This window comes from Monashia sp. HAY1-11D, from assembly GCF_056868035.1.
This window is the reverse complement of the sequence record NZ_CP200320.1, coordinates 57,365-78,079: the sequence shown is the minus strand read 5'-3', so window position 1 is coordinate 78,079 and position 20,715 is coordinate 57,365. Positions and strand designations below refer to the sequence as shown.

General features: G+C 72.3%; 18 protein-coding genes. 9 read left to right on the top strand and 9 right to left on the bottom strand.

Annotation, left to right across the window (positions count from 1 at the left end; all coding sequences use genetic code 11):
• Positions 1 to 64 precede the first annotated feature (64 nt).
• The 4 genes from AC1VM9_RS00340 to rfbB all read right to left on the bottom strand — a co-directional run bounded on the left by AC1VM9_RS00340 (position 65) and on the right by rfbB (position 3,914).
• Positions 65 to 1,354 (bottom strand): nucleotide sugar dehydrogenase, encoded by a 1,290-nt coding sequence (locus tag AC1VM9_RS00340; RefSeq protein ID WP_483120493.1) that lies wholly within the window; start codon positions 1,352 to 1,354, stop codon positions 65 to 67.
• Positions 1,355 to 1,378: 24 nt separating this feature from the next.
• Complete coding sequence (locus AC1VM9_RS00335; protein WP_483120492.1) at positions 1,379 to 1,978, bottom strand: acyltransferase; 600 nt, start codon at positions 1,976 to 1,978, stop codon at positions 1,379 to 1,381.
• 53 nt (positions 1,979 to 2,031) lie between these two features.
• Positions 2,032 to 2,835, bottom strand: a complete 804-nt coding sequence (gene rfbD / locus AC1VM9_RS00330) for a dTDP-4-dehydrorhamnose reductase (RefSeq protein ID WP_483123941.1) — start codon at positions 2,833 to 2,835, stop codon at positions 2,032 to 2,034.
• 65 nt (positions 2,836 to 2,900) lie between these two features.
• Positions 2,901 to 3,914: a dTDP-glucose 4,6-dehydratase gene (gene rfbB / locus AC1VM9_RS00325; RefSeq protein ID WP_481347140.1), complete on the bottom strand. Its 1,014-nt coding sequence runs from the start codon at positions 3,912 to 3,914 to the stop codon at positions 2,901 to 2,903.
• 349 nt (positions 3,915 to 4,263) lie between these two features.
• Here rfbB and AC1VM9_RS00320 point away from each other — a divergent pair, with 349 nt between their 5' ends.
• The 3 genes from AC1VM9_RS00320 to AC1VM9_RS00310 all read left to right on the top strand — a co-directional run bounded on the left by AC1VM9_RS00320 (position 4,264) and on the right by AC1VM9_RS00310 (position 8,173).
• Positions 4,264 to 6,009, top strand: a complete 1,746-nt coding sequence (locus AC1VM9_RS00320) for a right-handed parallel beta-helix repeat-containing protein (protein ID WP_483120490.1) — start codon at positions 4,264 to 4,266, stop codon at positions 6,007 to 6,009.
• Between the two features lie 78 nt (positions 6,010 to 6,087).
• Positions 6,088 to 7,431, top strand: a complete 1,344-nt coding sequence (locus AC1VM9_RS00315) for a UDP-glucose dehydrogenase family protein (RefSeq protein ID WP_483120488.1) — start codon at positions 6,088 to 6,090, stop codon at positions 7,429 to 7,431.
• 130 nt (positions 7,432 to 7,561) lie between these two features.
• The gene (locus tag AC1VM9_RS00310; RefSeq protein ID WP_483120486.1) at positions 7,562 to 8,173 is read left to right on the top strand and encodes an arsenate reductase/protein-tyrosine-phosphatase family protein; all 612 of its coding nucleotides are present in this window, start codon (positions 7,562 to 7,564) and stop codon (positions 8,171 to 8,173) included.
• 10 nt (positions 8,174 to 8,183) lie between these two features.
• Here AC1VM9_RS00310 and AC1VM9_RS00305 read toward each other — a convergent pair whose 3' ends face one another.
• Positions 8,184 to 9,779, bottom strand: a complete 1,596-nt coding sequence (locus AC1VM9_RS00305; protein ID WP_483120484.1) for a tyrosine-protein kinase domain-containing protein — start codon at positions 9,777 to 9,779, stop codon at positions 8,184 to 8,186.
• Positions 9,780 to 9,930: 151 nt separating this feature from the next.
• On the opposite strand from AC1VM9_RS00305, the gene AC1VM9_RS00300 reads away from it, so the two are divergent.
• The 4 genes from AC1VM9_RS00300 to AC1VM9_RS00285 are packed head-to-tail and all read left to right on the top strand — an operon-like array spanning position 9,931 to position 13,153.
• Positions 9,931 to 10,902, top strand: a complete 972-nt coding sequence (locus AC1VM9_RS00300; RefSeq protein ID WP_483120483.1) for a hypothetical protein — start codon at positions 9,931 to 9,933, stop codon at positions 10,900 to 10,902.
• A 22-nt stretch (positions 10,903 to 10,924) separates the two neighbouring features.
• The gene (gene rfbA / locus AC1VM9_RS00295) at positions 10,925 to 11,803 is read left to right on the top strand and encodes a glucose-1-phosphate thymidylyltransferase RfbA (RefSeq protein ID WP_481340972.1); all 879 of its coding nucleotides are present in this window, start codon (positions 10,925 to 10,927) and stop codon (positions 11,801 to 11,803) included.
• Positions 11,804 to 11,861: 58 nt separating this feature from the next.
• Positions 11,862 to 12,470, top strand: coding sequence for a dTDP-4-dehydrorhamnose 3,5-epimerase family protein (locus AC1VM9_RS00290; RefSeq protein WP_483120481.1), 609 nt, complete (start codon positions 11,862 to 11,864; stop codon positions 12,468 to 12,470).
• A 59-nt stretch (positions 12,471 to 12,529) separates the two neighbouring features.
• Positions 12,530 to 13,153: an arsenate reductase/protein-tyrosine-phosphatase family protein gene (locus AC1VM9_RS00285; RefSeq protein WP_483120479.1), complete on the top strand. Its 624-nt coding sequence runs from the start codon at positions 12,530 to 12,532 to the stop codon at positions 13,151 to 13,153.
• A gap of 17 nt (positions 13,154 to 13,170) precedes the next feature.
• On the opposite strand, the gene AC1VM9_RS00280 is transcribed toward AC1VM9_RS00285, so the two are convergent.
• Positions 13,171 to 14,307: an LCP family protein gene (locus tag AC1VM9_RS00280; protein WP_481340975.1), complete on the bottom strand. Its 1,137-nt coding sequence runs from the start codon at positions 14,305 to 14,307 to the stop codon at positions 13,171 to 13,173.
• 66 nt (positions 14,308 to 14,373) lie between these two features.
• Here AC1VM9_RS00280 and AC1VM9_RS00275 point away from each other — a divergent pair, with 66 nt between their 5' ends.
• Positions 14,374 to 14,958: a hypothetical protein gene (locus AC1VM9_RS00275; protein WP_483120476.1), complete on the top strand. Its 585-nt coding sequence runs from the start codon at positions 14,374 to 14,376 to the stop codon at positions 14,956 to 14,958.
• On the opposite strand, the gene AC1VM9_RS00270 is transcribed toward AC1VM9_RS00275, so the two are convergent.
• Together AC1VM9_RS00270 and AC1VM9_RS00265 are read right to left on the bottom strand one after the other, a co-directional pair.
• Complete coding sequence (locus AC1VM9_RS00270) at positions 14,951 to 16,066, bottom strand: glycosyltransferase (RefSeq protein WP_483120474.1); 1,116 nt, start codon at positions 16,064 to 16,066, stop codon at positions 14,951 to 14,953. The two genes, AC1VM9_RS00275 and AC1VM9_RS00270, sit on opposite strands and share 8 nt — an antisense overlap.
• 107 nt (positions 16,067 to 16,173) lie before the next feature.
• Complete coding sequence (locus AC1VM9_RS00265; protein ID WP_483120472.1) at positions 16,174 to 17,451, bottom strand: glycosyltransferase family 4 protein; 1,278 nt, start codon at positions 17,449 to 17,451, stop codon at positions 16,174 to 16,176.
• 80 nt (positions 17,452 to 17,531) lie between these two features.
• Between AC1VM9_RS00265 and AC1VM9_RS00260 the strand changes: the two genes are divergently transcribed.
• Complete coding sequence (locus tag AC1VM9_RS00260) at positions 17,532 to 19,166, top strand: lipopolysaccharide biosynthesis protein (protein WP_483120470.1); 1,635 nt, start codon at positions 17,532 to 17,534, stop codon at positions 19,164 to 19,166.
• Between the two features lie 336 nt (positions 19,167 to 19,502).
• Here AC1VM9_RS00260 and AC1VM9_RS00255 read toward each other — a convergent pair whose 3' ends face one another.
• A complete protein-coding gene (locus AC1VM9_RS00255; RefSeq protein WP_483120468.1) occupies positions 19,503 to 20,687 on the bottom strand; it encodes a glycosyltransferase family 4 protein in 1,185 nt (394 codons plus the stop codon).
• Positions 20,688 to 20,715: the final 28 nt, after the last annotated feature.

Here is a 20,715-nt window from a genome sequence, read left to right as displayed (position 1 = left end):
GGTATTTGTCATACCCACGGATATCGAAGGAAACGGCTCTGCGCCTCTGCCGTCGCCGCAGTCGTCAGCTCCGGCCGATGGTCAGCACTGTTGCCTCGGGGAACGCCTCAGGGTCGAGCACGTTCCGGCCGTCGACGACCACCGTTGCGCCCGGCAGATCCGCTGAGGTGAGCTGCCGGTACTCCGCGTGGTCGGTCTGCAGGATGGCGACGCCGACTGCCCGGCCGAGCGTGTGAGGGGCGAAACCGAGGGCGGCCAACTCGTCGGCGGAATACATGGGATCGTGCACCGTTACGTCGGCGCCTTCTGCCAGGAGCGCGTCGACCGTGGCGAAGACTCCGGAGAACGCGGTCTCCTTCACCCCCCCGCGATAGCTCGCGCCGAGCACTACGACCGAGGCGCCCGACAGGTCTCCGAAGGCTCCGCGAGCCAGACCGACGGCATAGGCCGGCATAGCCGCATTGGCTTCGCGCGCGGCGCGCACCACCGTGGCATCCACGTCCTTCCACAGGTAGAGCCGTGGGTAGATCGGTATGCAGTGACCGCCGACGGCTATCCCAGGTTGGTGGATATGGCTGTACGGCTGAGAGTTGCTCGCCTCGATCACTTGATACACGTCGATTCCCGCCTTCTGGGCGAACACCGCGAACTGGTTGGCGAGCCCGATATTGACGTCGCGGTACGTGGTCTCGGCGAGTTTGGCCATCTCCGCCGCCTCGGCGGACCCGAGGTCCCACACGCCGTTGCCGCGCTCGAGGTCGGGTCGCTCGTCGAACTCCAACACGGACTCGTAGAAGGCGGTCGCGGCCTTGGCGCCTTCAGGACTCAGCGCACCGACGAGCTTGGGGTACTTGCGCAGGTCGGCGAACACGCGACCCGTGAGGACGCGCTCGGGCGAGAAGACAACGTGGAAGTCGGTACCCTCGATGAGGCCTGAGTCCTTCTCGAGCATCGGCTTCCAGCGCGTGCGGGTGGTTCCGACAGGCAGCGTGGTCTCGTAGGCGACGAGGGTGCCGGGGCGAAGACCCCGCGCGATATCGCGCGTCGCGGAGTCCATCCAGGCGAAGTCCGGGACGCCGTCACCGTCCACGAACAGCGGCACGACAACCACGACGGCGTCGCTCTGGCTGACCGCCCACGCCGTGTCGGTCGTTGCGATGAGTCGTCCGGCGCGCACGACCTCGGCGAGAGTGTCCGCGAGCTGCGCCTCGCCGGGGAACGGCTCCACCCCGGCGTTGACCGTGGCGACGGTGGCGGGGCTGACGTCCGCGCCTAGGACGTCATGGCCCATCGTGGCGAACTGGACGGCCAGCGGTAGGCCGATCTTGCCGAGTCCGACGGTCGTGATCTTCACGTGATGTCCTTCTGCTGTTCGTGCTCAGGAATGGGTGGGGGACAGGACCCCGTCGGTCTCGCGGTAGGTCTCCCCGGTCCTCGGGCAACGCCAAACGTCCGCATCCTGCTCGAGAGGCACACCGGCGCGGCCCACCCACCGGATCCGGCGGGCGGGGACGCCGGCAACGAGCGCGAAGTCGGGGACGTCCCTCGTCACCACGGCCCCCGCCGCGACCATGGCCCATCGACCGATGGTGACCGGAGCGACGCAGACGGCGCGGGCGCCGATGGAGGCGCCTTCACCGACGGTGACACCGACTGGCGTCCAGTCATCTGCTGACTTCAGGCGACCGTCCGGCTCGATGGCACGCGGGAAGTGGTCGTTGGTGAAGACGACGGCCGGTCCGATGAAGACACCATTCGCGACGACGGCCGGCTCGTACACGAGCGCGTGGTTCTGCACCTTGCAGTTGTCGCCGAGTCGGACGCCCGACCCGATGTACGCCCCGCGTCCGACTACGCAGTTCTGCCCCAGTACTGCGTGCTCTCGAACCTGTGCGTGGTGCCAGACCTTCGAGCCGTCACCCACCACTGCGTCGGCATCGACGTCTGCGCTGTCGTGCACGAACATCCGAAACCTCATCTACCTCGTCGACGGCACCAAGAGTCTACGTGCACATCGCCATGAAGCGGACATTACGGCCGGAAGGCGCGCAACCGCTCCTGCCAATCGCCGATCGGCGCGATGCCCGCCGCGTCGAGCGACGCGTGGGACAGGACGCTCCAGGCGGGTCGAGGGGCAGGGCGCGGGAAGGCGTCGGTGGTCGTCGGCAGCACCCGCTCGGGGTCCAGACCAGCCAGCTCGAAGACGGCGCGAGCCAGCCCGAACCACGTCGTCTGCCCACTCGACGTGCCGTGGTGGGTGCCGAACGGCGCAGCTGCGTCGACCAAGCGCACGACGAGGTCGGCGAGGTCCACGGTCCACGTCGGCTGGCCCACCTGGTCATCGACCACACTGACCGTGTCCCGCTCCGACGCGAGCCGCAGCATCGTCGAGACGAAGTTCGGACCACCCTCGCCGTAGAGCCAAGCCGTGCGAACAACCCACGACTGGGGGCACAGCGCTCGTACGGCCCACTCGCCGGCGGCCTTGGTCCGCCCGTACGCGGATCGGGGCGCCACGGGGTGGTCGACCGTGTACGGCTCGGGGGCGCTGCCGTCGAACACGTAGTCGGTGGAGACGTGCACGAGGCGGGCACCGCCGCGGGCGCAGGCCCGCGCGACGTTCGCCGCGCCGACAGCGTTGACGGCGAAGGCGCGCGGCTCGTCCGTCTCGGCGGCGTCGACCGCCGTGTACGCCGCGGTGTTGACGACGAGGTCGTGGCCCTCGACGGCGGCCAGGCACTGGGCGGGGTCCGTGACGTCGAGGTCCGCCCGGCCGAGGGCCGTGACGACCCAGCCCGCGGACCGCAGCGCCGGGACGAGGTCGTGGGCGAGCATGCCCCCGGCGCCGGTCACGAGCGCGCGCCCCGAACCGGACACCTCTGCCGCGTGGGGCGGGGTGCTCACCGGCCGAGCCTGGCGTAGGTGCGCTCGGCCTCGACCTTGGCGGCCCGCCACCAGTCGGGGTTGCCGCGGTACCACTCGACGGTCTGTTCGAGGCCCGCGCGGATGTCGGCGTACCGCGGCCGCCAGTCCGTCTCGAGGCGCAGCTTCGTCGCGTCGATGGCGTAGCGCAGGTCGTGACCGGGCCGGTCGTCTACGTGCTCGAACCAGTCGGCCGGCCGGCCCATGATCTCCAGGAGCATCCGGACGATGTCGAGGTTGTCGCGCTCGCCGTCGGCACCGATGAGGTAGGTCTCGCCGAGCCGGCCCTGCTCGAGGATCGCGATGACCGCGTCGTTGTGGTCGTCGACGTGGATCCAGTCGCGCACGTTGAGGCCCGACCCGTACACCTTGGGTCGGACGCCTTCGAGGATGTTGGTCACCTGGCGCGGGATGAACTTCTCGACGTGCTGGCGGGGTCCGTAGTTGTTCGAGCAGTTCGAGACCGTCGCCTTGATGCCGAAGGAGCGGATCCAGGCACGCACGAGCAGGTCGGCGCCGGCCTTGGTGGCCGAGTAGGGGGACGACGGGTTGACCGGGGTCCTCTCGGTGAACCGCTCGTGGTCGTCGAGTTTGAGGTCGCCGTACACCTCGTCGGTCGAGATGTGGTGCAGCCGCCGGTCGTGCCGACGGATCGCCTCGAGCAGCGTGAAGGTGCCGACGACGTTCGACTCGACGAAGGGCCACGGGGAGTCGAGCGAGTTGTCGTTGTGCGACTCGGCCGCGAAGTGGACGACGACGTCGTGGTCGGCCACGAGCCGGTCCACGAGCGGCGCGTCGGCCACCGAGCCCTCGACGAGCTGCACCGACCCGTCTCCGCCGAGGTCGGCCAGCACCGGGGCGAGGGAGCGCCGGTTGGCCGCGTAGGTCATGGCGTCGAGCACGGACACGGTCCAGTCCGGACGCGTCTCGCGCGCCCGAAGGACGAAGTTCGAGCCGATGAAGCCGGCACCACCGGTGACGAGGACGCGCATGGGGCGAGGGTAACGAAGCATGGAACCACCCGTGGCTTCCGCCAAGCCTGAGCCAGGGAGACAGCCGAGCGAAAACTCGCTCAAGGCGACGGCGCCATGTCCAAGAGCCATCCCAAATGTCCGATTGTTGGATGTTTAGGCACTTGGTGCGGGTTCATGACGTGGTGATAGCGGACATTCCAGACATGCCGGCATTCCGTTGCGACGCAACGGAATTCAAGATTCCTGCAAGACGCTCAAGATTTCTGCTTTGTGGCAGACGGCGGCGTAAACCGGACCTACCGTTGCAACACGTCGAGTCGCTGGGGGGCGAGTTCTCGACGGGTCATCGGGAGGGGAGGGACCCGCCATGTCTGCACGCCGTCTTTTTGCCGCGGGGGCCGCCGCGCTGACCTTTCTGGCCGCGGGGGCCCACGGAGCCCAGATCCAGGCAATCGACACGACGAGCTCGGAATCGATCGACACTGCCGTAGCTGCCGCCGTCAGCACTTCCGGCACCGCCACGCAATCGGCCCTTGACACCTACGTCTCCGCGAAGGTCGATCCTCGAGCCCACCTCGTCACGCCGAACGGGACAGCGATCGAGAACGTCAAGGCGCTCCAGCAGGCAGTCGACGGCGCAGCGGCCGCCGGCGTGCCACTCGTCGTACGTGGCGACTTCCAACTCAGCGGGTACGTGACCGTCCCCTCCGGCAGCGACATCGACTTTGCAGGGTCAAGTCTTACGCAGACCGCCAGCCTGACCCCTTTGCTGGTAATCAACAACGTCAGCAATGTGCGCCTCCGCAACCTTCGCGCCCTGGGAAGGACCAGCGACTACCTCAACAGCTCTGCCGTCTATGGTGCGGCCGCGGTCCGGATTACCGGAACCTCGTCTGACGTCCAGATCAGCGACGGCGTGTTCCTCGGTATGGCCGGTCTGGGTGTCTTCATCGGTGGAGCGACCACTGATGTCACGGTTCGGGGCTGCCGCATGACCGGTGCCGGTCCCGCTTACATCACCTCGAAGACGTTCAACTACTCGGCCGGAATCGCAGTCGACGCAGGGGCGACTCGCTGGGCAGCGTTGTACAACGACATCAGTGGGTTCTCTCAGGGGATCGTCACGGGCGACAACATGTCGGATGTCCGCATTGTCGGCAACCTCATCCACGACATCCCCGGACAACACGGCCTCTACCTCGAGACCATGGCGGGTGGCGTCATCACCGACAACGTCGTCCGTGACACAGGCCTGCTGGGGATGAAGATCCAGATAGGGACGAGCAGTGCCACAGATGCAACTGACATCGTCATAACAGGAAACACAGTCCGCTCCGCCGGGGCTCAAGGCATCCTGCTCGCCAACCCTCTCGGCGGTACGCCCCGGTTCCGCCGCATCACCATCTCCGACAATGTGATCCAGGCTTCGGCGGGCCACGGCATTGAGGCGCGGTATGCGGTCGGGCTGCACATCACCGACAACCTCATCAATGGTGTCAGCGGTGGCGCCGGCATCCGGATTGCATCGAGCAGCCAGTTCTCCGTTGTGGACAACCGGATCAGCTCGGTTGCGCAGATGGGTATCGATATCAGCTCGACTCAGGACTACGAGGTGCGCGGCAACCGCATCATCAACCCCGCCACTGCCAACGGCCCGTCGTCCGAATGGGGCATCGGCCTCGATGGCTCGACGACCTCCAGGGGCGTCATCGAGGACAACCGGATCAGCGACGCGCTCGGGAACATGCGTTACGGCATCGCAGCGTTCGGATCGCCGACCGCTGCGCCCGACCTGGCGACCCACACGTTCCGCGACAACTACGTCTCTGGCGCGTCTGATTACGGATACCGCGGCAAGGCTTCTACGACGGTCCGAGAGTGGACGGACAACGACCTCTCCGGCAGATTGGGGCGAACCCTCAATGCGCCCATCTCGGGCGCCGGACGTCTTGCACCTCAGGCCTTCGGCAGGGGGGCGCCCAGCGTTGGTACCCACGTCCTAGGCGAGGTGGTGTGGAACACCGCCCCTGTGCCGAGGGGCGCGATCGGCTGGGTGTGCGTCAGGGCCGGGACCCCCGGTACGTGGAAGGCGTTCGGAGCCATCAGCTCGTGACGGCGCTGCGTGAGCAGACCAAGGGGCCGAAACCTTGCGGCCACCTGCCGTTTCCCACCCCTCGATATGCTGCCCGGCGTGAAGATCTCGGTCATCGGATGCGGATACCTCGGCGCGGTCCACGCCGCGTGCATGGCCGACTTCGGCCACGACGTCGTCGGGGTCGACGTCGAGCCCGAGAAGATCGACAGGCTCGCCGCGGGCATCCCGTCCTTCCACGAGCCGGGCCTGGCGCCGCTGCTGCGCCGGGGCGTCGACGCCGGCACGCTCGTCTTCACCACCGACACGTCGCTCCTGGCGGACGCGCGCGTCCACTTCATCGCGGTCGGTACGCCGCAGCGCGGGGGCAGCTACGCCGCGGACATGAGCTACGTGTGGTCCGCCGTAGAGGACATCATCGCCAACGCCCAGCCGCACCCGGAGGGCCCGATCGTCGTCGTCGGCAAGTCGACGGTCCCCGTCGGCACCGCCCAGGCCATGGCCGACCGCTTCGCCGCCGCGGGCCTCGACGCCGTCGTCGTGTGGAACCCCGAGTTCCTCCGCGAGGGCTTCGCCGTCAAGGACACCCAGCACCCCGACCGCGTCGTCTACGGCCTGCCCGACGACGTGGAGCGGGGTGAGCTCGGCCGCACCGTCCTCGACGAGGTGTACGCACCGATCATCGCCGCCGAGACGCCGCGGCTGCTGCTCAACTACCCGACGGCAGAGCTCGTCAAGGTCGCCGCCAACTCCTTCCTCGCGACGAAGATCTCGTTCATCAACTCGATGGCCGAGCTGTGCGACGTCGCCGGTGCCGACGTGTCCAAGCTCGCCGAGGCCATCGGCCACGACGACCGCATCGGCGCGAAGTTCCTCCAGGCCGGCATCGGCTTCGGCGGCGGGTGCCTGCCCAAGGACATCCGCGCCTTCATGGCCCGCGCCGGCGAGCTCGGCGTCGACCAGTCGCTGACGTTCCTGCGCGAGGTCGACTCGATCAACATGCGCCGCCGCGACCATGCCGTCGAGCTCGCCTCGGAGATGGCCGGCGGCCGCCTCGTCGGCGTCAAGGTCGCCGTGCTCGGCCTGACCTTCAAGCCCGACAGCGACGACGTGCGCGACTCGCCGGCCCTCGACATCGCCGGACGCCTCTGGGGCCGCGGCGCGAACGTCGTGGCCACCGACCCCGCAGCGTCGGGCATCGTGCGCCGGATGCGTCCGGACCTGCACATCGTCGACACCGCCGAGGAGGCGCTCGGCGGCGCCGAGCTCGTCATCCTGCTCACCGCGTGGCAGGACTACGTCGAGCTCGACCCGGCCCGCGCCAAGACGCTCGTGGCCGTGCCGCGTGTCATCGACGGACGCAACGTCCTCGACCCGCAGGCGTGGTCCGACGCGGGCTGGGACTACCGCGGCATGGGCAGGCGCGCCAGTACCGCCTGGTGAGGGCGGGCGGCTTGCCGCTGACCCGGACGGCCGGCCCGGACGCGTGCGACTCGCCGGACATTCCGGGTGAACCACACGAAACGCACAGGATCCGCCCCTAGTCTCGGAGTCACGAACTGACACCGACACCTTGGGGGCACAGATGCTCGGGGCCACCCCTCAGACCCGCGGCATCCTCTTCGTCTGCACCGGCAACATCTGTCGATCGCCGTACGCCGAGCGTCGGCTCCGACAGCTGCTGCCCGATGCGGGCGTGCGGATCGAGAGCGCAGGAACCGGTGCCGTGGTCGGCTCCGGCATCGAGGACGAGACACGGGAGCAGCTGCGTCGGCTCGGGGCCGACGTCACCGACTTCCGCGCCCGTCAGGTCACGCCACAGCTGCTCGAGGGCGCCGACCTCGTCCTGACGATGACGCGGGTCCAACGCGGCGAGGTGGCCCGCCTGCGCCCCGCGTCGATGCGACGGTGCTTCGCCCTCGGCGACTTCGCGGACCTGTGCCGGGGATCCAACTCCTGGCGGCCCATCGTGCCGGCGCAGCCATGGTTGGACCAGGTCGTCGCCGAGGCCGCGGCCGCCCGCGGGACCGTCGCCCCGCGCGCCCCGGGCGACGTCGACGTCGTCGACCCCTACGGCCGCTCCGCCCGCACCCACGAGGAGGCCTTCGCCCGCATCGAGGAGCACCTCGACGCGGTGCTCATCACGCTGGCCGCGGTCGTCGGATCGTCGCGGGCCGTCGGCTGACTGGCCGACCTCAGCGGTAGATCGAGTCGGCCGGACGGGCCGGCGCGTCCGTCGGGTACTGCTGCGGGGCCCCGGCCTGCGGGTCGGACCCCGGGACGGCCTGGCCGGGCGGCGAGCCCACGGCGGCCGGGCGGGCCGGCGCGGCGCCGCTCGTCGGGCGCGGGGTCACCAGGCCGACCGTCTCCTCGTCGGTGGCGACCGGGCGGCGGAACCGACGCGGTCCCGAGCGGTCCTTGGCGCGCTGGCGCTCGCTCTCGGGCCGGTAGTCGTACTCGTAGGTGCCGTAGCCGGCGCCGCCGTCCTTGGCGCGGACGCGGTTGAGGATGAGGCCGAGGATCGAGCCGTTGACGGCCTCGAGCGACTCGAGGGCGCGGCGCACGTGCTCGCGCTGGGCCACGCCCGCTCCGACGACGACGATGGCGCCGTCGACGATGGTGCTCAGCACCGCTGCGTCGGTGACCGGCAGCAGCGGGGGAGCGTCGATGAGGACGTAGTCGAACCGCTCGCTGAGGTCCTCGACGAGCCGCTCCATGTTCGCCGAGCCGAGCAGCTCGGCCGGGTTGGGCGGGATGGGGCCGGCGCCGAGCAGGCGCAGCCCCGTGCGGCCGAACGGCTGGAGCACGTCGTCGACCTCGACGCGTCCGACGAGGACGTCGGTGAGGCCCACCGAGCCCTCGAAGCCGAGGTAGTCGAGCAGGCGGGGCCGGCGCAGGTCGCCCTCGATGACGACGACCGACAGGCCCGTCTCGGCGAGGCTGAGGGCGAGGTTCGCGGTCGTCGTCGACTTGCCCTCGCCCGGCAGGGACGACGTGACGACGATCGACTTCGGCGGGTCCGCGACGTCGATGAACTGCAGGTTCGTGCGCAGCGACCGGAAGGCCTCCGCCCGCTGGCTGCGCGGGTCGACCTGGACGATGAGCGGGTGCTCGGAGGCGTCGGTGTCGAAGGCGATCGCGCCGAGGAGCGTGCGGTCGGTGACGGTCTCGAGGTCGCGCTGGGACTTGACCGACTTGTCGAGGACGTCGCGCAGCAGCGCCAGGCCGAAGCCGAGCAGCAGGCCCAGGACGAGGCCGAGCGCGAGGTTGCGCGTCGGCCGCGGACTGACCGGGGTCGGGTCGGCCTGGGCCGGGGTCGTCAGGGTCACCTTGACGGGGCTCTCCTGCCCCGGCTTGCGCTCGATCTCGGCGACGGTCTGGGGGAACACGTCGGCGATGCCGGTCGCGATGCGCTGGGCGGCCGCCGGGCTGCTCGCCGTGACCGTCACGTCGATGAGGACCGTGTCGAGCGGGATGGCCGAGGCGACCTGGGCGGAGAGCCGGTCGGACGTCGTGTCGAGGCCGACCTTCTTGATGACCGGGTCGAGGACCTTCGGCGTCTCGAGCAGCTGGGCGTACGTCTTGACGCGTGCCTGGGTGAACGTGTTGCCCTGCTGGAGCGAGGTGGCGGTGTCGTCCCCGGAGGTCGACACGAAGAACTGGGTCGTGGCGGCGTACGTGCGCGGCGACAGCGCCGTGTAGGCCGCCGACAGGCCGAGGGTCACGAGCGTGACGGCGACGATGATCATCCACCGCTTCCGGATCACGTTCAGGTAGTCCTGGAGCTCCACAAGTCTCGTCTCTCTCCGTCGGTCGGCCTCCGGGACGTAGCCGTAGGTCGATCCCCCGGGTGCATCCGACACGTTCGCTCTGCGCCGCATCCTAGTGCCGCCGTGCCCGACTTGCTCTGGTTCGTCCCGGCGGGTCCGTAGAGTGAGGGCCGTGACCCGCTGGATGCGCTCCTCGACAGGGCGGCTGGCCCTCATGGGCCTGCTCGTCCTCCTCGTCGCCGACGCCGCCCTCGTCGCGCTCGCCTTCCGCCCCGACGCGGTGGGTGCCGAGCCTGCCGCGCCGGCCCCGCGCTCGACCCCGGTGACGTCGACCGCGACCCCGGCCCGCAGCCCGCAGACGCGTCCGGTCCCGCTGCGCCAGGTCGTCGTCGCCCTCGACGACCGCCGGGCGTGGCGCGCCGTGCTCGGCACCTGCGACACGGGGGGTGCAGCCCTCGAGGTGACCGCCGACGGGGGACGCACCTGGGGCTCGCGCGTCGTGCCGGCCAGGGCCCTCGGACGCGTCCAGCCCGTGTCGGCCGACAACGCCTTCGTCATCGGCGCCGACGCGTCGTGCAGCGCCGAGGAGTACGTCACCGAGGACGGCGCGCGGTCCTGGAAGGCGCCACGGGCGCTCGACGGGACGTGGTCGCGCACGCCCGGTGGGGCGACGTCCACGGCGGTGACCCCCGAGCGCCCGTCCGCCCGCCCCTGCGGAGCGGGCGCGCTCGTCGACCTCGCGCGGGTCTCGGCGCGCAGCGCCCGCGCCCTCTGCGCCGACGGCACCGTCATGACCTCCTCGGACGGCGGCGCCGCGTGGTCCCGGCTCACGCGCGTCGGGGGCGCCCTCGCGCTGTCGGTCCGGCAGGAGCAGGGTTCGGCCCGCGCGTACGTCGCGCGGGTCGCCGACGGCTGCGACGGCATCGAGGTGGCCCGCGTGACCGGCGCCTCGACCGGCACCTCGGCGGGCTCGACCGGCTCGGCTTCGGGCTCGACCACGAGCATCGCCTGCGTCGCCGCGCCCGACGGGGTGCCCCAGGGGCGCGTGTCGATCTCCGTCGTCGAGGAGGCCGGCTGGCTCGCGGTCGGCGACACGACGTGGCGGGCGGGCTCGGACCTGCGGGCGTGGACGCGGACCGCGTGACCGCCCCCTACGCTGGCTCACCATGAAGGGGATCGTGCTCGCCGGCGGTACCGGCACCCGGCTGCACCCGATCACGCGGGGGATCAGCAAGCAGCTGATGCCCGTGTACGACAAGCCGATGGTCTACTACCCGCTCTCGACGCTCATGATGGCCGGCATCCGTGACGTGCTCGTCATCACGACGCCGTGGGACGCCGAGCAGTTCGTCCGGCTCCTCGGTGACGGTTCGCAGTGGGGCATGTCCATCACGTACACCGTGCAGCCGAGTCCCGACGGCCTGGCCCAGGCCTTCGTCCTCGGGGCCGACTTCATCGGCGGCGACAGCGTCGCCCTCGTCCTCGGCGACAACATCTTCTTCGGTCCCGGCCTCGGCACACGCCTGTCCGAGAACACGACCCTGACCGGCGGCCACGTCTTCGCCTACCGCGTCGCCGACCCGACCGCCTACGGCGTCGTCGAGTTCGACGAGACCGGGCGCGTCGTGTCGATCGAGGAGAAGCCGGAGAAGCCCCGCAGCAGCTTCGCGGTGCCCGGCCTCTACTTCTACGACAACGAGGTCGTCGAGATCGCCGCGGGGCTCACCCCGAGCGACCGCGGCGAGCTCGAGATCACGGCCGTCAACGACATCTACCTCCGGCGCGGCACCCTGTCGGTCAGCGTCCTGCCGCGCGGCACGGCGTGGTTCGACACCGGCACCTTCGAGGGACTCATCGAGGCCAGCGCGTTCGTCCGGGTCGTCGAGGCCCGCCAGGGCCTGAAGATCGGCTGCGTCGAGGAGATCGCCTGGCGCAACGGCTGGCTCGACGACGAGGGGCTGCAGGTGCACGCCGACGCGCAAGTCAAGAGCGGCTACGGTCGCTACCTGCAGGCGCTGCTCGACGAGGGCAGGGGCACCCCGTGAGCCGGCTCGCCCGCCGCTGCACCCGTACCGACCGACCCGGACCGGAGGACGCCCGCTGATGGACATCCGACCGCTGCGCATCTCCGGTGCCTTCGAGGTGACACCGCGCCAGCTCGCCGACGAGCGGGGCGTCTTCGCCGAGGGCTTCCGCGTCGACCACCTCGCCGCGGTGCTCGGCCACGAGATGGCCGTGCGGCAGACGAACATCTCCGTGTCGCGGGCCGGCGCGCTGCGCGGCATCCACTTCGCCGACGTGCCGCCGTCGCAGGCCAAGTATGTCACGGCCACCGGGGGCGTCTTCGTCGACTACGTCGTCGACCTGCGGGTGGGGTCACCGACCTTCGGCGAGTGGGACTCCGTCCTCCTCGACACCGTCGACCGGCGCGCCGTCTACCTCGCCGAAGGGCTGGGGCACGCCCTCGCGTGCGTCGAGGACGGCACGGCGGTCTACCTCTGCTCGGAGGTCTTCAACCCCGTGGCCGAGCGCGGCGTCAACCCGCTCGACCCGCGCGTGGGCCTGGACCTGCCGGACGGTTTCGAGCCGGTCCTGTCGCCGAAGGACGCTGCTGCGCCCACCCTCGAGGAGGCCGCGAGCGGCGGCCTGCTGCCGACGTGGGAGGCATGCCTCGCGTGGTCGCGCGAGCTCGCCGCCCAGGCGGCCCGGTGAGCTCGGCGAGCTCGGTCAGTCCCATGGACCCGGCGTCCGGCGTGGGGAGGGAGCACCCGGTGGCGGCAGCCGGTGCGGCGCGCGCGGGACGCGTCCTCGTCGTCTGCACCGGGAACGTCTGCCGCTCGCCGTACGTCGAGCGCCGCCTCGCCCAGCTGCTCGCCGGCACCGGGCTCGAGGTGAGCAGCGCCGGTACACGGGCCCTCGTCGGTGCGCCCATCGAGCCGGGGTCGGTGGCCCTCCTCGAGCAGCTCGGCGCCGACACGGCCGGTTTCGCGTCCCGACAGCTGACGCCTGCCGTGCTCGCCGACGCCGACCTCGTCGTCACGGCCACCCAACGGCACCGCTCCGACGCGGTCGCGCTCAACCCCCGGGTCCTGCGGCACACCTTCACCCTCGGTGAGCTGGCCGACCTGCTCGCCGACACCGACCTGCGGGCCGTCGCGGAGGAGGCACGCGCTGCCGGGTCCGGAACCACGCCGGGGGAGGACCCGACGCCGTGGGTGCTCCGGGTCGCGCAGGCCGCCCGCGACCGCCGCGGGTTCGTCCGGGCCCGCGCCGCCGGCGAGTCGGACATCCCCGACCCCTACGGGCGCGGCACCGAGGCCTACGCGCTGATGGGACGCGCCATCGAGGAGCTCCTGCCCGTCGTGGCGCACGCGCTGCGGCCGCCGACGGTCTGAGGCCTGCGCCGTGCGCGTCAGTCCCGGTAGGCGTTGAGCTCGTCGTTGCGGATGGCCTCGCCGAGGTCCTTCATCTTGACCTCGTCGACGATGTCGATCGACGCGCCGGCCGGGCTCGTGCCGAAGCCGGTGAACGGCGCGGTGATGAACCGGATGTCGCCGCCCCGGATGTCGCGCAGCGCGAGGGCCTCCGAGCGCATGGTGCCCACGTCGAGGTTCTGGTCGACGGTGAGGTTCTTGGTCGCCGCGTCGACGAACTGGCCCAGCCTGACCGGGTTGAGCAGGACGTCCTTGTTCAGCGTCTTGAGCATGAGCGCCTTGATGAACGCCAGCTGCCGGCGGCCGCGCGAGATGTCGCCCTCGGACAGCTGCTTGCGCTCGCGGACGAAGGCGAGGGCCATGTCGCCGTCCATGTGCATCCGGCCGACCCGGAAGTCGTAGCCGTCGTCCTTGCTCGGCTCCTCGACGTCGACGTCGACCCCGCCGACGGCGTCGGTCATGCTCTTGAACTGCTCGAAGCCGAGCATGGCGACGTGGTCGATACGGACCCCGAGCAGGTCCTGCATCGTGCGCACGAGCAGCGGCCCGCCACCGAAGGCGTACGCGGCGTTGAGCTTGTTCTTGCCCCTGCCGGGGATCGAGACGTAGAGGTCGCGGGGGAAGTGGATGAGGGTGACGCGCGAGTGGTCGGCCGGCACGTGCACGAGGACCATGACGTCGGAGCGGGCACCGACGCGGTCGGGGCCGGCGTCGTTGCCGATGATGAGGTAGTTGGTGCCGCTGCCGGCCGGCTGCTGGACGACCGTGCCGTCGGGCAGCGTCGGCAGCCCGCCCGGGCCGGCGGCATCGGGCAGGAGCAGCTCCTGCTTGACGTTGTCGGTGACGACGTGGTTCAGCCAGGCGAGGTAGCCGCCGACCGCGAGCACCGGTACGAGCAGGAGCACGAGGGCGGTGACGAGCACCGTCCGGTTGCGGCGCCTCTCGCGCCGACCACCGTCGTCGCCGCGACGGGCGCGGCGACCACCGCCGGAACCGCCCGAACCGGAACCGCCCGAGCCGTGGGACCCGGCGGACCCCGAGCCCCCGGCCACGAGCGCGTCGTCGTCGACCCGGTCGGGGTCGAACAGGTCGGTGCCGGTCTCGCGGGTGCTCACGCGGTCAGTCTAGGTGGCGGGCGCGGACGGATCCGGACTTTCCGGGTGCTGCCTACACTGGGCGCCATGCCCGGAGCCGGAACCCGTCGGCGCTCCGAGGTCCCCGTCCTCCTGCTCGGAGTCCTCGCCTTCGCCGGCTACGTGTGGCTCCTGGCGCAGGCCACGCCGGTCGTCGTCACCGTCTTCGGCTTCGCCTCGGACAACCGCCCCAAGCTCTACGCCGCCTACCTCGCCGTGCTCACGGGTCTGCCCGGGCTGCTGTGGACGCTGCCGCGGGCCCTGACGCGCCCGGCGCCGCACGTCCCGGCCGCGCCCCGGTCCCGGCGCGAGAACGCGGTCGAGCGGCCCCACCACGTCGCCACCGACCTGCTCGGGATCGCCCTCATCCTCCTGGCCCAGGTGCCCCTGCCGGCGCCGTGGGGACCCGCGGGCAAGGCGGCCACCATCGCCAACATCACCCGGTCGCCCGAGATCGTCGAGCTGAGCGCGGAGTTCGCGACGTACTCGCTCGGCGTGTTCGCGGTCGGGGTGGTGGCCGCGGTCCTCGCCAAGGTCTACGCGCACGCGGCCGCGCAGCGCGTCATCGCGATCATCCTCGCGGTGGGCGCGCCGGTCGTCGCGTGGGTCCTCGTGCTGCGCGCCCTCAGCTGACCGCGAGCAGCCGGTCCACCTCGGCGCGCATCCGCACGTGGAACCGCTCCTCGGAGAAGAGCGAGGCGTGCGCGCGCACGGCGTCGGCGTCCCAGCGTCGGTCCCGCGCGTCGAGGACCGCGGAACGCACGGCCTCCACGGTGGGGGTGTCGAAGAAGGCACCGTTGGCCGACGCGTCGATGGTGTCGAGGTAGCCGCCGCCGCGCAGGGCCAGGGTCGGCACCCCGAAGGCTGCGGCCTCGAGCGGCGTCAGCCCGAAGTCCTCGAGGCTGGGGGCGAGCAGCCGCGACGCGTGGGCGTACGTCCAGCGCAGCTGCGCGTCGGTGAGCCCGGTGACGAGGCGCACGTTGGCCGGCGCCTCGGCCCGCAGCCGTCCCTCCAGCGGTCCGGAGCCGACGACGACGAGGCGCTCGGGCAGGCCGCGCACGGCGTCGACCGCGATGTCGACGTTCTTGTAGGGCAGCAGCCGCGACACGACGAGCAGGTAGCCCTCGCCCGCCCAGTCGGTGAGCGCGGGCACGGGCCGGCGCGGGCCCTCGGCGTCGATGCCGTAGGGCGGAGCCACGACCTCGGCCTCGATGCCGTAGGCCTCGCGGACCCGGTCCCGCACGACGCTCGAGTTGACGACGTAGCGGTCGGCCGACGCCGCGGCTGCGCGGTCCCAGCCGCGCAGCCGGCTGCCCAGGGCGAGCAGCGCGCGCCCGCGCAGCGACCTCGAGGCCGGCCCGCCGAGGTAGGCGTCGGGCTGGTAGAGCCACCGCGCCGGGGCGTGGCAGTAGACGAGCTTTCGCCCGGTGGTCGGCACGCCGTGCGCCCACCCGGAGCTCGACGCGACGACGACGTCGGCGTCGACCGGCAGGCGGGCCACCGCCCACGGCAGCACGGGCAGCGCGGCCCGGTGCTCACGGCGCAGCAGGGCGACGCGGTCGATCGGTGAGGTGATGACGTGCGCGTCGCGGAACTCGGGGTACGTGGCGTCGGGGTCGTAGAGCGTCGTGTGGATCGCGGCGTCCGGGAACGCCCGGTGCAGGGCGAGGACGACGCGCTCGGCCCCGCCGCGCTGGGTGAGGTAGTCGTGCGCGATGGCGACGCGCGGGCGGTGGGTCACTCGCGGCTCCCGGTGCTCGACGGGGTGCGTGCGCGTCGCCCGGCTCGCCATGCCGACGCGGCGCTCACGTCAGCGCCAGCATACGGAGCAGCGGGGTGTGGGCGTGCTCATGACGGCTCCCGGCCGGGATGGCGGGCAGGTCGGTCCCGGGCGGCGTGCTCCCAGACCCGGGTCAGGGCCTGCGCCGAACCGGTGGCCAGGAAGCGCGTCGTCACGTCGGCGTGGGCGCGGGCCGCCCGCGCGAGGGCGGCCTCGGGCTGGTCGAGCACGTCGAGGACCGCCTCCGCCAGGGCGTCCGCGTCGCTGGGTGGGACGAGCAGGCCGGTGTCGAGGCCGACCGCCCCGGTGCGGACGATCTCGTCGACGCCGCCGCCGCGCGTGGCGACGACCGGCACGCCCGCGGCCATGGCCTCCGTGACGACCTGTCCGAACGGCTCGGGGACGGTCGCCGCGTGGACCGCCACCGCGGCCCGGTCGAGCTCGGCCCGGGGGTCGTCGGTGAAGCCCACCAGCTCGACGGCGTCCGCGAGCCCCAGCGCGTGGACCTCCTCCAGCACGTTCGCCGCGTAGGCGTCGGCCCCGAAGGCCGCGGCACCGACGATGCGGACGCGGGCGTCCGGGCGCACGTCGACGACGCGACGGGCCGCTCGGACGAGCACCAGCTGACCCTTCGTCGGGCCGATGCGCCCGACCATGAGGACGACGGGTGGTCCGTCGGGCTGGCGGGTGCGCGGCATGGGAGCCACCTGGGCGAGGGCCAGCCCGGGGTGGACCACCGCGAGGCCTCGGGCACCGGGCAGCGTGGCCGCGGTCGCCGCGGAGTTGGCGACGACCGCCTGCGGGACTCTCCGGGCGAGGGTCTGCAGCAGGCGGGCCGTGCGCCCGGGCAGGTAGTCCTCGGCCAGCCGGTCGTGCACGTGCCAGACGAGCGGTCGACGGACCAGGGGAGCGGCCAGCGCACCGGCGAGGTCCGCCTTCAGGGAGGTCGTGTGCACGACGTCCACGTCGAGGCGTCGCAGCGTCGAGACGAGGCGACCCAGGAACGCCACGCCGCCGACGAGCCGGCGCGGGTCGAGCGCGGCCGAGGCGCCGGCGCGCCGGTCGGTGCCGGCGACGTCCTCGGCGAGCGGCACGACGACGACGTCGTGGCCGGCGGCGCGTACTCGCTTGGCGAGCGGCCCGTCCGAGAACAGCACGACGACCGGGGTCACCCGCCCCGGCTCGAGCGCCTCGATGACCCGGACGAGGGCCAGCTCGGCGCCACCGAGCTCGGCCGTGTGGTCGAGCAGGGCGACGCGGACGGGCCGCCGCGCGGCTGGGCGCCGCGCGTCGTGCTGCCCCTCGTGCTGGGCAGCCTCGCGGATCGGCGTCTCTCGTCCGGACACGGTGCGAGGTTACGATGCGAAACGGCTGGAAACGGACGGATCGACCGCATCCGGCCGACCCGGCTGACATACTGCCGCTCATGCCGGCCTCATCGCCCGGTGACGAGACCGGTTCCGGCGCCAGGCCGCTCGTGCCCGATGCCGCAGCGGGCCGCGATGTCGGCGACGACCCGTCGGCGATGAGCGCCGGCCACCTGCAGGAGCGCGCCGTGCGCGGCGCGGCGTGGACGGTCGTGCACACGTTCGTCGCGATCCCTGTCGCATTCCTCGTCAACCTCGTCGTGGCCCGGGTCCTCGGCTCCGCCGACTACGGCCGGCTCGCGCTCCTCACGGCGATCATGGAGTTCGTCTCGGGGCTGCTGACGACGGGGTTCGCCACGGCCGTCATCCAGTTCGGGGCCAAGGCCCACGCGGCCGGGCGGACTGCCGACGTGGCCCGGCTGCTGTCGCAGTGGCAGGGCTTCCGCCTCGTCGTGGCGATGCCCGTGCTGCTCGTCGTCGTGCTCGTCATGGCGGACGTCCCGCCGTGGGCCATGGGCACCGCCCTGCTGTTCGGGGTCGTCCTGCCGTCCCTGCTCGACGGCGGTGCGACGAGCCTCGGCATCGAGAACAAGACCGCGGACGGCGCGAAGATCGCGCTCGTCACGACGCTGCTGACGCAGGCGGTGGTGGTCGTCGTGGCGCTCGCGGTGCGTACGCCCGATGCCGTGTGGGCCACGCGCCTGGTCGTCACGGGGCTTGCCGTCGGCCTCTGCCTGCTGCGGATCGCGCCGCAGTACCGCGGTGCGGTGCTGCGGCCGGCGCTGCCGCGCGGGCTGCCCGTCGGCTTCTGGCGATTCGCCGTGCCGATGGGGCTGGCCGGCGTCGTCAGCGGGCTCGTGTCCTCGCGCAGCGAGGTCTTCGTCATGAGCTGGCTCGCGACGCCGGAGGCTCTCGGCATCTATGCCCTCTCGTTCGGGCTGGCCGTGCACGCCTTCGCCCCGGCGCAGGCCATCGTCGGTCCGCTCATCCCGGCGATCTCGGGCCTCCGGGAGATCGACGAGACCGCCGTCGCGCCGGCGTTCCGGCGGGTCGTGCGCAGCGGCGCGACCGTCGTCGCCCTCGTGGACGCGGCGGCCGTTGCACCGCTGGCCCTGCTCGTGCCGGTGCTGTACGGACACCAGTTCGCCGACGCGTCGCCGGTCGTGCTCGTGCTCGCGGTGACGTCCGGCGTCGCGACGGCAGGTGGGCCCGTCTTCGCCTTCGTGACCGCACGGCTGTCCGGGCGGCCCATCCTCGTGGCCTACCTCGTGGCGCTCGTCGTCGACCTCGGCCTGGCCGTGGCCCTCGTGCCCTCCCTCGGCGTGTGGGGCGCGGTCGTCGCGAACGCCGGCGGCGCCCTCACCAGCCTGGGCATCCTGGCCGGACGCGAGCTGAGGGCGCTCCGGCTGCCCCTGCGTGTCGTGCTCCACGACGCCGTGCCGCTGGCCGTCGGATCCCTCTCGGCGGTCGGCGCCTACCTCGTGGGCGCCGCGATGCCCGGTCCGGTGCTGCTGAGGGCGGTTGCGGCCGGCGTGGTGGGCACGGCGGTCTGCGTCGGGGTGCTGCGCCTCGTCGGCGCGGGGCTCACCGTCGACGACCGCGGCGCGGTGGACCGGGTCGTGCCCGCGCGCGTCCGCCGCCCGACCTCGAAGCTGCTCGATGTCCTCCTCGGCGGCGCCACGCGAACGACCTGAGGGGCCCTCCACGCGGGGCACCCGCACCTGGTCCGTGGACCGCCCACTGACCGTGGCCTCGCCGGTCCCTGGCCCTCGCCGGTCCGCGGCCGTGTTCCCCATTCGCCTCACCACCTGCCCCGGTATTCGGGGCAGGTGGTGAGGGTGCTGGTGGGTGGAGGGTGGCTCCTTGCTGCTGCTCCGGTTTTCGGGGCAGGTGGTGAGGGTGCTGGTGGGTGGCGGGTGGCTCCTTGCTGCTGCTCCGGTTTTCGGGGCAGGTGGTGAGGGTGCTGGTGGGTGGAGGGTGGCTCCTTGCTGCTGCTCCGGTTGTCGGGGCAGGTGGTGAGGGTGCTGGGGTCAGGAACCCGCCGGCCGGGCTGCCGCGAGGACATCCACGTGGATCCGGGCGTAGGCGGCGGCGACCGTGGACCAGTCGTAGGCGGCGACGCGTTCCAGCCCGGCGGAGGCGAGCCGGTGGGCGCGGCCGGGGTCGCCGAGCACGGTCGCGACGGCGTCGGCGAGGGCCCGGGTGTCGATGGGGTCGACGAGGAGGCCGTCGGTCCCGTCGGCGACGAACTCGGCCGGCCCGCCGAGGCTCGTGGCGACGAGCGGCGCCCCCGCCCGCCACGCCTCGAGCGCGACGATCCCGAACGCCTCGACCCGGCTCGGCACGACGACGACGGCCGCTCGCCGCAGCCAGGCGTCGACGCCCGCCTCGTCGAGCGCACCGGTCAGCTCGAGCCGGTCACCGACGCCGAGCGATGCTGCGCGCTCCCGCAGGGCGGCCTCCTGCGACCCGCTGCCGACGAGGACGAGCCGGGCCCCGGCGTCGCGCCCGTCGGCGGCCAGGCGTCCCATCGCCTCGACGAGCAGGTCGAAGCCCTTGTTGTGCTCGAGGCGCCCGACACCGAGGACCACCGGCGCGCCGTCGACGGGTGCCGGCCCGGCCGGGCCCGGCGGATGCGCCTCGAGGTCGACGCCGTTGGGCACGACGACACCGCCCTCGAGGCCGAACCGCCTGCGCAGGTCCGCGAGCACGGCCTCCGAGCACCCGGTCGTCACCGCGGCCTCCGCGGCCGCCCGACGCAGCGCCCGACGCAGCAGCGCCGACCCGCCGAACGCGTCGTGGTCGTCGGCCACCGTCTCGCCATGGCTCGACACGACGAGCGGCGTGCCGGTCCGACGCGCGAGGGCGAGGGCCCACGCCCCGTTCGGGCCGAAGCACTGCACGTGGAGGACGTCGGGGGAGAAGGCCCGGTGCGCCCTGCGCCAGCGACGCCACGCGCCGGGGGCTGCGAGGAGGAAGTCGGTCAGGGCCCGTACCCGGCGCGCCGGCATCGGCGTCGGCAGGTCGCGGACCACGACGTCGTCGACGACCCGGTCGCCGAGGTGCTCGCCGCGGTCGACGGTCCACACCTGCACCTGCGTGCCCTGGCGCCGCAGCTCTCGGGCCACGTGCCGGACGTGCGACTCGACGCCGCCGACGTGCGGGTCGTACGACGACGCCACGAGGGCGACGCGTGTCGGTCGGCCACCGGTCACGCCGCCTCCTCGGGGGTCGAGCGGCCCG

What these genes read in the sequence shown, in the direction of transcription:
- rfbD (WP_483123941.1), bottom strand. Translation starts at nt 2,835, where the DNA reads ATGCTCGCCCACGACCTCGTCCCGGCGCTGCGGTCCGCGGGCTGGGTC.
- rfbB (WP_481347140.1), bottom strand. Translation starts at nt 3,914, where the DNA reads ATGCGCGTCCTCGTCACCGGTGGTGCCGGCTTCATCGGCTCGAACTTC.
- AC1VM9_RS00275 (WP_483120476.1), top strand. Translation starts at nt 14,374, where the DNA reads ATGCCCGGAGCCGGAACCCGTCGGCGCTCCGAGGTCCCCGTCCTCCTG.
- AC1VM9_RS00320 (WP_483120490.1), top strand. Translation starts at nt 4,264, where the DNA reads ATGTCTGCACGCCGTCTTTTTGCCGCGGGGGCCGCCGCGCTGACCTTT.
- AC1VM9_RS00335 (WP_483120492.1), bottom strand. Translation starts at nt 1,978, where the DNA reads ATGAGGTTTCGGATGTTCGTGCACGACAGCGCAGACGTCGATGCCGAC.
- AC1VM9_RS00260 (WP_483120470.1), top strand. Translation starts at nt 17,532, where the DNA reads ATGCCGGCCTCATCGCCCGGTGACGAGACCGGTTCCGGCGCCAGGCCG.
- AC1VM9_RS00290 (WP_483120481.1), top strand. Translation starts at nt 11,862, where the DNA reads ATGGACATCCGACCGCTGCGCATCTCCGGTGCCTTCGAGGTGACACCG.
- rfbA (WP_481340972.1), top strand. Translation starts at nt 10,925, where the DNA reads ATGAAGGGGATCGTGCTCGCCGGCGGTACCGGCACCCGGCTGCACCCG.